Below are 12,555 nucleotides of genomic sequence, written 5' to 3' on the forward strand. Positions count from 1 at the left end.
TCAGAGCACCTTGTGGCTGGCCAGCGGGATCTGCGCGCGTATGCGCCGCAACAGCGCCGTATCTATCCTGGCGGTAACGAACCCTTCTTCATCGGACGCCTTCGCGATCACATGGCCCCAGGGATCGCAGATCAGCGTGTGGCCATAGGTGTGGCGCCGCTCGCCGTCCTGCGTATAGGGACCGACCTGGGCGGGCGCGAGGAAATAGCATTGGGTTTCGATGGCCCGCGCGCGGCACAGCACTTCCCAATGATCCTTGCCCGTTTGCAGGGTGAACGACGCCGGCAGCAGAATGACCTGGGCGCCCCGTTTCACCAGCATCTGGAAGAGCTCGGGAAAGCGCAGGTCGTAGCAGATGGCCAGGCCGAATACGACGCCGTCGACCTCCGCCACGACGGGTTCGTGGCCGGCCATCACCGCGTCGGACTCGCCGTAGCGCAGCCCGTCGGGGGCGACGATGTCGAACAGGTGTATCTTGCGGTAGCGGGCGATTTCCCGGCCCTGCGGATCGAACAGGACCGAGGTGTTGTAGACCTTGGCGCGATCCGGCGACCGTTCGTAGAAACTGCCCGAGTGCACATGGATGCCATGGTCGACGGCAAGGCGGCGGCACATGTCGTAGGCCGGCCCGTCGCGCTCCGCCTCGCCGGCGGCGACCTTGTCGGCCACCGTGCCCCCGGCCCAGTCGAAGTGTTCGGGAAACGAAACGAAGCGGGCGCCGTCCTCTTCGATGGCACGGTGGGCGAGCCGTCGCGCGGTCTCGATGTTCCGCTGCTTGTCGGCGACGGAGTTCATCTGGATGATGCTGGCTTTCACATGTCCTCCTGGACGCTGTCGGTGGATTCGTCTTCCCAGGCCCACGCGGGGTTGGAAGCCTGGCAGTAGAGCTTGGCGGCCTGGCGCGCCAGCGCGGCCACGCCGCGCGGCAGGTCGGAGTGTTCGCGGTCAGCGAATACCGCCACGTAGTTGACCGCGACAAAGGGTTTGAGGACGGGCAGTTCGACCAGCGCGCCGCTGGCTATCTCCTGCCGCACGACGGCGCGCGGCACCGCGCAGATACCGATGCCGGAAGCGACCATTTGCACATTGGTGGGCACCGCGGCCGAGGCATGGATGACCACCGTCTGCTGGGCCTCGTCGGCGAAATAGCCGTCTATCCGCGCCTGCGAAGGCGTGCCGCGGGGATAGCCGATGATCGGGTACCTGGCCAGGTCCCGGGGCGTAAGCGGCGCATCCAGCGGAATTCCCAGCATCGGGCTGGCGACGAAGCACATCGAGAAGCTGAGCAAGGGAACCACCACCATGCCGGCATCGGCGGGAGGCGTGATCGACACCAGCACGATGTCCCGGCGTCCGGCTTCCAGTTCGGCGAGCAGCAATTCGGACAGCTGCGTCGTCACGCTCAGCGAGATGTGGGGGTACTCCTCGCGTATGGTCCTGACCAGGGGCGGAAAAAGCGTGGGGATCAGTGTGCTGACCGCGCCCACGCGCACCTGGCCGCGCATCTCGGCAGGGTCCAGCATCATGCGCCGCAGTTTCTGGTAGTCGTCGATGATGATCTGCGCCTGGTCGATGAAGCGGCGTCCCTCGGCGGTCGGTTCGAAGCCCTGTTCCGAGCGCACGAAAAGGCGCACCCCCAGGTCCGACTCGATGGAGGCGATCCGGTTGGAGATCGCCGTATGCGTGATGCACAGCTTGTCGGCCGTTGCCTTGATGCTGCGCAGCCTGGCCAGCCACAGCACGGTCTCCAGGAAGCGGATATTCATGGCAGGTCTCGATCGGTATGGAACCGTCGATCATGCCGTATCCCTGGCCGCGCGCCATTGGTGACTCTCCTCACAGCGGCAGGCCGGCAGGCGTTTCGGCCATGCGCGGCTCGTCGCCTTCCAGCGTCGTGCGGTGCATGGTCCGCACATACCGCGTGTCGTCGAACCCCGTCGCGCAGTGCTGGGTGCAGCGGTTGTCCCAGAGGATCGCGTCACCCGCCCGCCATTGCTGGCGGAACAGGAAGCGCGGCTGCTGGGCGAACGCCTGCAGATAGCGCACCAGCGCGCGGCCCTCGTCCCGCGGCAGTCCTTCCACATCGCAAGCCCAGCGGCCAATGTAGAGCGACGTGCGGCCGGTCACCGGATGGCGGCGTGCGAGCGGATGGTAGACATCGGGACGCTCGCGCTTCTGGTCTTCGGTCAGCGGATCCATCAGGGGATAGTGGACCGCATGCAGGTCGATCCGGCTGTAGCGCGCCCGGCGGCCCGCCATGGCCTGCCGGATTTGCGCCGGCAGCGCTTCATAGGCCGCGTACATATCGGCGAACAGCGTGTCGCCGCGCTCGGGCGGCACGCTCCTGGCGTAGAGGAATGAACCGGCGTTCGGAATGCGCTTGTCCTCGCCATCCGTGTGAAAGCCTTCGCCGGCCCGTTTCAGGCCGGCATCGCCGGCGCCTTGTTCCTGTGCGATGGGCCGGGTCGGGTCCTCCTTGCTGGCGTTGGACACTACGAAAATCTCGGGATGGCCCGGCAGGTTGAACTTCAGCGGGGTCATGATGTGCAGGGGGCCGAAGCGCCGGCTGAAGGCCACGTGCTGTTCCGGGCGCATGCCCAGTCCGCGAAAGCGCAGGATGCCGTGCGCCCCCCAGGCCGTCTCGATTATCCGGAAGTCGTCATCCGAAACCTGCAGGTCCGGCGGTACCCCGCCTATATCGGCGCCGAAACCGCGCTCGAACGGTGTGACGGTTACTGCCATGGCCGTGGTCTCCCCAAAGTGTCCGATGGAAGCCTTGCAGGCGCCGCGGCGATGGCGGCGATCGTGGTGTCGCGGTGGGTGGGCGATCGGCCGTGCCGGCAAGGTGATGCCAGTATCTGGCCGCAGAGCGAGTAGCGTCGAACGCTTTTTTATTGCAGGCCGCGCAAGATTTTCTTGCGCCGGCAGGGCAAGGCGGCGGTTTGCACGCCGATGAAGGCCGGCGTCCAGGGTTACCATATCGGTCTTTATCCGGCTATTGCACATGTCTTCAGCTCCTTCCACCCCCCGCTCCAGCGCGCCTTTGCAGGACCTCTTGCTGGAGAGCGCCGAGGTGGTGCGTGCCGTGCAGGCGGGGCGGTCAATGACCGACGCCATCGCCCAGGTGCCGCCCGAGTTCCGTCCGGGCGCCCAGGCGCTGTCCTTCCATGCCATGCGCCACCTGGGCGAGGCCCGCGCGCTGCGCCGGCTGCTGGTGCCCCGCGATCCCCCCGAGGCGCTGGTGGACGCGCTGCTGCAAGTCAGTCTTGCGCTCCTGCTGCCAGGCGGGGCCGCCGACGCGCCGTCCTATACCTCTCATACCGTCGTCGACCAGGCCGTGCGCGCCGCCGCCAGCATGCGCCGCCTGCTGCCCTTCAAGGGCCTGGTGAATGGCTGCTTGCGCGGTTTCCTGCGCGATCCGGCCGGTCTGCTGGCCCAGGCAGCCAAGACGGTCGAGGGGCGCTGGAATCATCCCCAGTGGTGGGTGGACAAGCTGCGTGCCGCGTACCCGGATGCGTGGCAGGAACTGCTGGCGGCCGCCAATGTGCCGGCGCCCCTGACCCTGCGCGTCAATCGCCGCCGCGCCTCCCGCGAGCAGGTGCTCGACGCCTTCGCCGCCGCCGGCATCGGCGCCGAGCCCAGCGGCGCTGCCGGCCTGGCGCTGGCCCAGCCGCGTCCGGTGGCGCAACTGCCCGGTTTCGACCTTGGCTGGTGGTCGGTGCAGGATGCCGGCGCGCAACTGGCCGCGCCCTTGCTGGGAGTCCACGATGGCGAGCGCGTGCTGGACGCCTGCGCCGCGCCGGGCGGGAAAACGGCCCACCTGCTGGAACTGGCCGACGTCGCGCTGACCGCCCTGGACGCCGATGGCATACGGCTGCAGCGCGTGCGGGAGAACCTGGAGCGCCTGGACCTGCGCCGTCCCGACACCGTGCTGCGGCGGGCCGATGCGGCCGACCTGGAGGACTGGTGGGACGGCGTGCCCTATGACGCGGTGCTGGCCGACGTGCCGTGCACCGCCTCCGGCATCGTGCGGCGCCACCCCGATATCCGCTGGCTGCGCCGGGCCGACGACGTGGCGCGCACGGTCAAGCTGCAGACCCGCATCGTCGATGCCCTGTGGCGCACGGTCGCGCCCGGCGGGCGGCTGCTTTATGTCACCTGCTCGATCTTCCCCGAGGAAAACGAGCGCCAGGCCGCCGCGTTCGCCGCCCGCCACCCGGATGTCCGGCGCCTGGAGGCGCCCGGCCAGCTCCTGCCGGTGGCGGGAGATACAACACCGGCGGCCCAGCGCGACGGCTTTTTCTACGCCTTGTTTGCCAAGCTTTCCTGAATCGCCAAGAATAGCGGGATCTTCGCGCAAATGTTCCGTATGCTCCTACTTCCGCGCCTGTTCCTGGCCCTGGTCTGCCTGTTCACGCTGTTGCCGTGGAGCGGCGAAAGCATGGCGTCCGAGCCCAAGGTGGTGCGGATCGATCCGGCGCTGCGCAATGGCCGCGTCGAGATCGATGCGGACATCGAAATCCAGTTGAACGACCAGCTGCGTGAAGCGGCCGAGCGCGGACTGCCGCTGTATTTCACCGCGGACCTCACCATCACCCGCTCGCGCTGGTGGTGGCTGGACAGCACGGTGGCCGACACCAGCATGACCTGGCGCATTGTCTATAACGCATTGACACGGCAGTGGCGCGCCGGCGTCGGCGAATTGTCGCTGCCCGTGCGGTCCCTGGACGACGCCATGGACATGATCCGCCACATTCGTGGCTGGGCCGTGGCCGATGCCGGCGACTTCAAGCCGGGCGTCAAGTACGAGGGCCAGCTGCGGCTGCGCCTGGATACGTCCCTGCTGGCGCGGCCCTTCCAGGTCAATGCCCTGAACAGTAGCTCCTGGTCCCTGTCCACGCCCTGGACCAGCTTCGACTTCGCCATCGCCGACGACGGGAATCCGGACCGATGAGAAAACTGCTGCGCTTCGCGTTGGTGGCAGGGGCGCTGGCAGGCGTGCTGTTGCTGGGCCTGTTGGCCTGGTCCACCGGCAACGCCTCCCGCCTTGCCCGCTTTTACGATGCCTTGCTGGTCCTCAATGGCGTGGTCGCGTTCGCGCTCTTCGCCTGGGTGGTGGCCCTTACGGTCAAGCTGGTGCGGCAGATCCGGCGGCGCCAGTTCGGCGCCCGCCTGACCGCGCGCTTCGCCCTGGCATTTACCCTCATCGGCGTGGTGCCGGGCGCCCTGATCTACACCTTGTCGGTGCAGTTCATGTCGCGCTCCATCGAATCCTGGTTCAACGTGCGGGTGGATTCCGCCCTGGAGGCGGGCCTGAACCTGGGGCGGGCCGCCCTCGATTCCCTGTTGGCCGACCTCGATGCGCGGGCCCGCTCCATGACCGCCGAACTGAATCGCGCCAGCGACAGCAATATCGCGCTCACCTTGACCCGCCTGCGCGAGGCCAACGGGGTGCAGGAGGCGATGGTCTTCACCGGCAGCGGCCGCATGGTGGCTTTCTCGACCAATCAATACGGGCAGCTGATGCCCGCTCTGCCGCCGGCCACGGTGCTGAACCAGCTGCGCCTGTCACGCGGCTACTCGGCCGCCGAGGCCGACGACCCGATGCAGTCGGGGGGCGGCACGCTGCACCTGCGGGTGGTCATCCCCCTGCTACCCAACGAGCGCTTCGATGGCCTGCTCGGGGCCTCGGTCGAGCCGCGCTGGCTGCAACTGGTGCAGCCGGTGCCCGACCAGATCGCCCATAACGCCAACCTGGTCCAGCAGGGCTTCCGCGACTACCAGGAACTCGCCCTGGCCCGCCTGGGCTTGCGCAAGCTTTACGGCATTACGCTGACCCTGGCCCTGCTGGTGTCGGTGTTCACCGCCATTGCCGTGGCGCTATCGCTGTCCAAGCGCCTGGTGCGTCCGCTGCTGCGGCTGGCGGCCGGCACCCAGGCCGTGGGCGTGGGCGATTATCGTCCGCTGCCGGAGCCGCCCGAGCGCGACGAGGTGGGCCAGCTGACGCGCTCGTTCAACGCCATGACCCGCCAGCTGGACGAGGCGCGCCGCATGGTGGAGAGCAACCGGCAGCAGCTGGAGCGTTCCAACGTCTACCTGGAAAGCGTGCTGTCCAACCTGTCTTCCGGCGTGCTGGTCTTCGACGAGGCGTTCCGCGTGACGACGGTCAACCAGGGCGCGCAGACGATATTGCAGAGCGACCTGCGTTCGGTCATCGGCCGCCCGCTGGAGACCATCGACGGCCTGCTGGCGTTCGCGCAGGTGGTGCGGCAGGCCTTCGCGGCCCACGCAGCCGTGGGCTCGGAACGCCAGCACTGGCAGCAGCAGTTCGAAATCCAGCCCGCGCAAGCGGACGCGCAGGGCGGCACGCAGGCCCACGCGCAATCCCTCACCCTGCTGGCGCGCGGCACGCATCTGCGCGTGGATGGGCGCGGCAACGGCTACCTGGTGGTGTTCGACGACATCACGGAACTGATGTCGGCCAACCGCACCGTGGCCTGGGGCGAGGTGGCGCGCCGCCTGGCGCATGAGATCAAGAATCCCCTCACGCCCATCCAGCTCTCCGCCGAGCGCCTGGCCATGAAACTGGCCGATCGCCTGGAGCCGGCGGACCGGCAGATGCTGGAGCGCTCCACCAATACCATCGTCAACCAGGTCAGTTCGCTCAAGCACATGGTCGACGATTTCCGCGAATTCGCCCGCACGCCGCCCGCCGTGATGCAGCGCATCGATTTCAACGCGCTGGTCTCCGACGTGTTGTCGTTGTATGGTTGGGATCCGGTGGAGGGGCTGGTGCGCGACCACGTCAACTCGCTCAACCTGGAGGTGGACCTGGCGCCCGGGCTGCCCGCGATCGAGGGCGACCCAACCCAGTTGCGTCAGGTCATACACAATCTCCTGGCCAATGCCCGCGATGCGATCGCGGGGCAGGACGAGGGGCGGGTGCGGGTGTCGACCCAGTTGACGCAGGCGCCGCAGGGCGGGGGCGAGGACCATCGCGCGGTGCGTTTCATGGTGTCCGACACGGGTCCGGGCTTCTCGCAGCAGGTCATGCAGCGGGCGTTCGAGCCCTACGTGACAACCAAGTCGCACGGGACTGGGTTAGGATTGGCGATCGTCCGCAAAATCGTGGAAGAACACGGCGGACGTATCGATTTGGCGAATCGCCGCGAGGGCGGAGCGCGTATTTCTATACTATTGACCCGTCTGGCAGGCGCGGTCGATACTCTGGACGCATCCGCACAACAACAGGATAATGCGGCTACGCAATAGGTGGATGGGCTTATGGCCAGAATTCTGGTGGTTGACGACGAAGTTGGCATTCGCGAACTTCTGTCTGAAATCTTGTACGACGAAGGGCACACGGTGGAGCTGGCCGAAAATGCGGCGCAGGCCCGTGCCGCCCGCCTGCGGGCACGTCCCGACCTGGTGCTGCTCGACATATGGATGCCGGATACCGACGGCGTCAGCCTGCTCAAGGAGTGGGGCTCCCAGGGGCTGCTGGACATGCCCGTCATCATGATGAGCGGCCACGCCACCATCGATACCGCGGTCGAAGCCACTCGCATCGGCGCCATGGACTTCCTGGAAAAGCCGATCACCCTGCAAAGGTTGTTAAAAACTATTTCGGCAGGACTCGCGCGCGGCCGCGCGCCGCAGTCCGTGCCCATGCCGGCGGCGTCGGTCAGTCCGGCCGTCCGCGACGACGATCTCGATGCCCCCATGGGCGTGGGCGCGACGGCCGCTGGCGCCAGTGCCGGCGCGGCCGCTGCCGCCGCCGAGTTGCCGGGCAACGGCAACGGCCAGCTGGGCAGCATCTCGCTGGACCAGCCGCTGCGCGAGGCGCGCGACGCCTTCGAGCGCATCTACTTCGAATATCACCTGGTGCGGGAAAGCCATAGCATGACGCGGGTTTCCGAGCGTACCGGGCTGGAACGCACCCACCTGTACCGCAAGCTCAAGCAATTGGGCATCGAGTCGGCGCGCAAGCGCAGCTCCTGAGCCGCCCGTGAAAGTTCTGATCGTCGGCGCTGGTCGTGTGGGGACCAGCGTTGCGGAAAACCTGGTATCGGAACAGAACGACATCACGGTCATCGACACCGATGCGCGCAACCTGCAAGGCCTGCAGGAGCGCTATGACCTGCGCGGCATGCATGGCGACGGCACCCAGGTCGCCGTGCTGGAAGCCGCCGGGGCCGCGGACACGGACCTCTTCATCGCCTGCGCTGCCTCGGACGCCGTCAACATGGTGGCCTGCCGCATCGCGCGGCAGCATTTCAATGTGCCGCGCCGCATTGCCCGCATCCGCGCCGCGGACGTTGCCGAATATCCGGCGCTCATGGGCGAGGACGGTTTCTGCATCGATGCCTTGATCAGTCCGGAGCGCAGCGTAACCACCTACCTGCACAGCTTGATCGAATTCCCCGAGGCCTTGCAGGTGGTGGAGTTCGCGGAAGGCCGGATCAGCGTCATCACGGCCCGCGTCAGCAGTGGCAGCGCCATGGCCAACCGGCCCGTGGAGGCGCTGCGCGAGGCCTGGCCGGATGTCACCGCCTGCGTCATCGACGTGCTGCGCGGCGGCCGCCCCTTGCAGGCCGGCATCCAGACGGTCATCGAGCCGGACGACGAGGTCGTGCTGCTGGTCGACACCCGTCATGCGCGCCGCGCCGTGCGGCAGCTGCGCGAGGCCGAGAAGACCGTGCACCGCGTCATGATCGCCGGCGGCGGCAATATCGGCCTGCGGCTGGCGCGCCAACTGGCGGAGGAAAGCTATAGCGTGCGCCTCATCGAGCGCGATCCGGCGCGCTGCGAATACCTGGCCGTGAATCTTCCCGGCAATGTGCTGGTGCTGCAGGGCAACGGCACCGACGAAGACCTGCTACGGCGCGAGAATATTGGCGACATGGACACGTGGCTGGCGCTCACCAGCGACGACGAGGACAACATCATGTCCTCGCTGCTCGCCAAGCGGCTGGGCGCGCGCAAGGTAATCGCGCTGATCAACCGCCCCGCCTATGGCGAGTTGATGCAGGGCAGTCATATCGATATTGCCGTGTCGCCCGCGCAGGCGACCATGAGCGAACTATTGCGCCATGTGCGACGCGGCGACGTGGCGGCCGTGCACCGGCTGCGGCAGGGCGTGGCCGAAGCCGTCGAAGCGGTGGCCCATGGCGATCGCAAGACCTCCCACGTCGTGGGGCGGCGGGTGGGCGAGGTGCGCCTGCCCAAGGGCGCGAGCATAGGCGCCCTGGCGCGTGGCGAGGACATCATCATCCCGGACGGCGACACCATCATCGAATCGGGTGACCACGTCATCGTGTTCGTGCCCTCCCGGCAGCAGATGGCGCGCGTGGAGAAACTGTTCCAGGTTTCCCCGTCATTCCTCTAGGCGTCCACAGGTTTCCGGCCCATGCCCCTCATGTCACGCTCCCGACGCCCTGGCACCGCGGTGCCGGGACAGGCGCCCGTGCGCGCGACGCCCTTGAACCGCCTGCTGGCCCTGGTCAACCTGGTCGGGCTGACCATGACGCTGTTCGCCCTGACCATGGCGGTCCCGCTGGGAGTCTCCGTCTACCTGGGTGACGCCGCGCTGTCGGCCTTCGTGGACGCCTTCCTCGTGGCCCTGGGCGTGGGCGCCGCGCTATGGCTGATATCGCGCCGCCACCGTTATGAATTGCGGCCGCGCGACGGCTTCCTGCTGGTGTCGCTGGTCTGGACCGTGCTGCCCTTGCTGGCGGCGTTGCCGCTGCTCATCTACTTCGACCGCGCGGGCCTGCGCCTGTCCTTCACCGACGGCTATTTCGAGGCGATGTCCGGCCTGACCACCACCGGCGCCACCATACTGACCGGGCTGGACAAGCTGCCGCCCTCGATCAACCTGTGGCGCGCCACGCTGGTGTGGCTGGGCGGCATGGGCATCCTGGTGCTGGCCGTGGCCATCCTGCCGCTGCTGGGCGTGGGCGGCCACCAGGTGTTCCGCGCCGAAACGCCAGGTCCGATGAAGGACGAGAAACTGACGCCGCGCATCGCCGGCACCGCCAAGGCGCTCTACGCGGTGTACTTCGGCTTTTCGCTGCTGTGCTTCCTGGCCTATCGCGCGGCCGGGCTGCCCTGGTTCGAGGCCTGGTGCCACATGGCCACCACCATGGGCCTGGGCGGTTTCTCCACCTGGGACGACGGTTTTGCCCACTTCGATTCCGTGCCGGTGGAAATCGTCGCCGTCGTTTTCATGTTGATCGCCGGGATCAACTTCGCCACGCACTTCAGCGCCATCAGCCAGCGGCGCCTGCGGCCCTACCTGGTCTGTCCGGAAACCATACCTTACCTGGCGCTCACCCTGGGCACCGCCTTGCTGGTGTCGGCCTACCTGTACATCGAGGGTGTCTACACCGCGCCGCTGGAAGCCTTGCGCTACGGCATTTTCAATACGATCTCGGTGCTGACCACCACGGGCTACGCCAACGTCGACTACGCCGCCTGGCCCATCCTCGCGCCCTTGGCGATGCTGCTGCTGTCTGGCGTGGCGACCTCGGCGGGATCAACCGGCGGCGGCATCAAGATGATACGGGCGGTGCTGCTGGCCAAGACCGCGGGGGCCGAACTCAAGGTGATGCTGCACCCGCAGGCAGTCAGCCCGGTGCGCATCAAAGGACGCGTGGTCAATCCCCGCATCCTGGCGTCGGTGCTGGCCTTCATGGTGGCCTATGGCTTTTCCATCGCGGCCCTGACGGGGCTGATGCTGGCGTCGGGCCTGGACGCGCTGACCGCGTTCAGCGCCGTGGTGGCCAGCGTCAACAACACCGGCCCGGGCCTGGGCGCCATCGGCCCCATGGGCAGCTTTACCGTGCTCAGCGACTTCCAGACGTGGGTTTGCACCTTTGGCATGCTGATCGGGCGCCTGGAATTATTTACCGTCCTGATGCTCTTCACGCCCGGTTTCTGGCGGACGTGAAACGTTCGGGAACGATTCCTGCGGCACATGTGACGAAACAGTTCTGCCGCGCGTGGGGCCCTCGGAATGGCTAGGGATTTCCCCAGGCACGTAAGCGCTCGCTACGCGAAAGACGGCATGAACGCGAGGAGATCGCCGCCGTTGCTTATAAATGTCACGTTTTTCACCTACGATGACGAAAGTGTGCAGCTAAACTGCCACCTCGTCGCGCCACGTTGAGAGATGCCCCCCGGGCGGTTTCCGGGCTTCAAGGCATGGTGGCGTCCTCCCCCCACATAAGTTACTAGGAGCCGGAGATGGAACAGATTCCGTTCGTCCCTTCCGCCCCCAACACCCTGGGCATCGAACTAGAACTGCAACTGATCGACCCCCGTACCTTCGATTTGACGGCCGCATCCGACGAATTGCTGGCCCAGATGGCGAATCATCCCATTGCAGACCGGGTAAAACCGGAAATCACCCGCTCGATGATCGAGTTGAATTCGTCAGTCCAGGAACATCCCATGGGCCTGCTGGCCGAAATGCGCGAAATGCGTAGCGCCCTGTGCGAGGCCGCCGACGCGGTCGGCGTGACGGTGGCGGGCGGTGGCGCCCATCCTTTCATGCGCTGGCAGGAGCGGTCGATTTCCGACACGCCGCGCTTTCAGTACCTGGCCGAGATGTACGGCTACCTCGCGCGCCAGTTCACGGTGTTCGGGCAGCATATCCACCTGGGCGTCGCCAATGGCGACGAGGCCATCAAGCTGACCCGCCAGTTGTCGGCCTATGTGCCGCACTTCATCGCTCTTTCGGCGTCCTCGCCCTATTACGAAGGCGTCGATACGCTGTTTTCCTGCTGCCGCCTGAACGCGGTGAATAGTTTCCCGCTGGCGGGCCACCTGCCGCCCGAGGTCAACGACTGGTATCAGTTCGAGGCCCACCTGTCGCAGCTGCGCACCTACGGCCTGGCGGAAAGCATCAAGGACCTCTACTGGGATATCCGTCCCAAGCCCGAGTTCGGCACGGTGGAAATCCGCGTCTGCGATACACCGCTGACGGTGGAGCGCGCCTGCCAGATCGCCGCCTTCGCGCAGGCCCTGGCGGTGCTGCTCAAGCGGCAGCCGCAGTCCGAGAAAGGCTTGTGGCTGGCCTATCGCAACAACCATTTCCAGGCCTGCCGTTTTGGCTTGCAAGGCAGCTATGTGACGGGCGACGGCCAGCGCCTGCGCCTGATCGACCACCTGCGCAGCGTGTTCGGCCTGCTGGCGCCCATCGCCGATGAACTGGGCACCAGCGACATGCTGGGATCCCTGCGCGACGATGCCTTGAAGAGCGGCAACGACGCGCGCTGGCTGCGCGGCCAGTTCCACCGCCTGCGCGACCTGCCCGCGGTGGTGGACGCCATGGCCGTGGCTTTCCGCGGCGACGGTGGCATGGCTGGAGCGGTGGGCCTGTCCGGCGCCGATCCCACCGCCGTGGCCCGCCGCCGCGTGCGCGCCACGTCCGAGCCCCTGTTCAGCAACGTGGGCGTGCAAACGCTCGCCGAGCCGGACGAGACCATCACGCCCCAGCGGCTGCACTGAGCCTGCGTTGAAAAAAAGCGGCGCCGGGATGAGTCTTGGCGC

General features: G+C 67.0%; 10 protein-coding genes. 7 read left to right on the plus strand and 3 right to left on the minus strand.

What is annotated here, in order from left to right; all coding sequences use genetic code 11:
• The 3 genes from C7R54_RS18565 to C7R54_RS18575 all read right to left on the minus strand — a co-directional run bounded on the left by C7R54_RS18565 (position 1) and on the right by C7R54_RS18575 (position 2,742).
• Positions 1–816 (minus strand): carbon-nitrogen hydrolase family protein, encoded by an 816-nt coding sequence (locus tag C7R54_RS18565; protein WP_129151895.1) that lies wholly within the window; start codon positions 814–816, stop codon positions 1–3.
• Positions 813–1,766 (minus strand): LysR family transcriptional regulator, encoded by a 954-nt coding sequence (locus C7R54_RS18570; RefSeq protein ID WP_129151896.1) that lies wholly within the window; start codon positions 1,764–1,766, stop codon positions 813–815. Before C7R54_RS18570 ends, C7R54_RS18565 begins: the two co-directional genes overlap by 4 nt.
• Before the next feature lie 70 nt (positions 1,767–1,836).
• Positions 1,837–2,742, minus strand: a complete 906-nt coding sequence (locus C7R54_RS18575; RefSeq protein WP_158021239.1) for a TauD/TfdA dioxygenase family protein — start codon at positions 2,740–2,742, stop codon at positions 1,837–1,839.
• Positions 2,743–3,004: 262 nt separating this feature from the next.
• Here C7R54_RS18575 and rsmB point away from each other — a divergent pair, with 262 nt between their 5' ends.
• The 7 genes from rsmB (at position 3,005) to C7R54_RS18610 (ending at position 12,513) form a co-directional block, all read left to right on the plus strand.
• A complete protein-coding gene (gene rsmB, locus C7R54_RS18580) occupies positions 3,005–4,330 on the plus strand; it encodes a 16S rRNA (cytosine(967)-C(5))-methyltransferase RsmB (protein WP_129151898.1) in 1,326 nt (441 codons plus the stop codon).
• Between the two features lie 39 nt (positions 4,331–4,369).
• Positions 4,370–4,954 (plus strand): DUF4390 domain-containing protein, encoded by a 585-nt coding sequence (locus C7R54_RS18585; RefSeq protein WP_129151899.1) that lies wholly within the window; start codon positions 4,370–4,372, stop codon positions 4,952–4,954.
• Positions 4,951–7,272, plus strand: coding sequence for a sensor histidine kinase (locus C7R54_RS18590; protein ID WP_129151900.1), 2,322 nt, complete (start codon positions 4,951–4,953; stop codon positions 7,270–7,272). Before C7R54_RS18585 ends, C7R54_RS18590 begins: the two co-directional genes overlap by 4 nt.
• A gap of 12 nt (positions 7,273–7,284) precedes the next feature.
• A complete protein-coding gene (locus C7R54_RS18595; protein ID WP_129151901.1) occupies positions 7,285–8,001 on the plus strand; it encodes a response regulator in 717 nt (238 codons plus the stop codon).
• 7 nt (positions 8,002–8,008) lie between these two features.
• Positions 8,009–9,388: a Trk system potassium transporter TrkA gene (trkA, locus tag C7R54_RS18600; protein WP_129151902.1), complete on the plus strand. Its 1,380-nt coding sequence runs from the start codon at positions 8,009–8,011 to the stop codon at positions 9,386–9,388.
• 93 nt (positions 9,389–9,481) lie between these two features.
• The gene (locus C7R54_RS18605) at positions 9,482–10,951 is read left to right on the plus strand and encodes a TrkH family potassium uptake protein (RefSeq protein WP_129152054.1); all 1,470 of its coding nucleotides are present in this window, start codon (positions 9,482–9,484) and stop codon (positions 10,949–10,951) included.
• A gap of 296 nt (positions 10,952–11,247) precedes the next feature.
• Positions 11,248–12,513 carry a YbdK family carboxylate-amine ligase gene (locus C7R54_RS18610; protein ID WP_129151903.1) on the plus strand — a complete coding sequence of 422 codons (1,266 nt, stop codon included), beginning with the start codon at positions 11,248–11,250 and terminating at the stop codon, positions 12,511–12,513.
• The last annotated feature ends 42 nt before the right edge of the window (positions 12,514–12,555 follow it).

This window comes from Achromobacter aloeverae (assembly GCF_004121055.1).
Lineage (GTDB): Bacteria > Pseudomonadota > Gammaproteobacteria > Burkholderiales > Burkholderiaceae_B > Bordetella_C > Bordetella_C aloeverae.

Excerpts from the sequence above, each read along its gene's own strand:
- C7R54_RS18610 (WP_129151903.1), top strand. The coding sequence starts at position 11,248 with ATGGAACAGATTCCGTTCGTCCCTTCCGCCCCCAACACCCTGGGCATC.
- C7R54_RS18595 (WP_129151901.1), top strand. The coding sequence starts at position 7,285 with ATGGCCAGAATTCTGGTGGTTGACGACGAAGTTGGCATTCGCGAACTT.
- C7R54_RS18590 (WP_129151900.1), top strand. The coding sequence starts at position 4,951 with ATGAGAAAACTGCTGCGCTTCGCGTTGGTGGCAGGGGCGCTGGCAGGC.
- C7R54_RS18575 (WP_158021239.1), bottom strand. The coding sequence starts at position 2,742 with ATGGCAGTAACCGTCACACCGTTCGAGCGCGGTTTCGGCGCCGATATA.
- rsmB (WP_129151898.1), top strand. The coding sequence starts at position 3,005 with ATGTCTTCAGCTCCTTCCACCCCCCGCTCCAGCGCGCCTTTGCAGGAC.
- C7R54_RS18585 (WP_129151899.1), top strand. The coding sequence starts at position 4,370 with ATGCTCCTACTTCCGCGCCTGTTCCTGGCCCTGGTCTGCCTGTTCACG.
- C7R54_RS18570 (WP_129151896.1), bottom strand. The coding sequence starts at position 1,766 with ATGAATATCCGCTTCCTGGAGACCGTGCTGTGGCTGGCCAGGCTGCGC.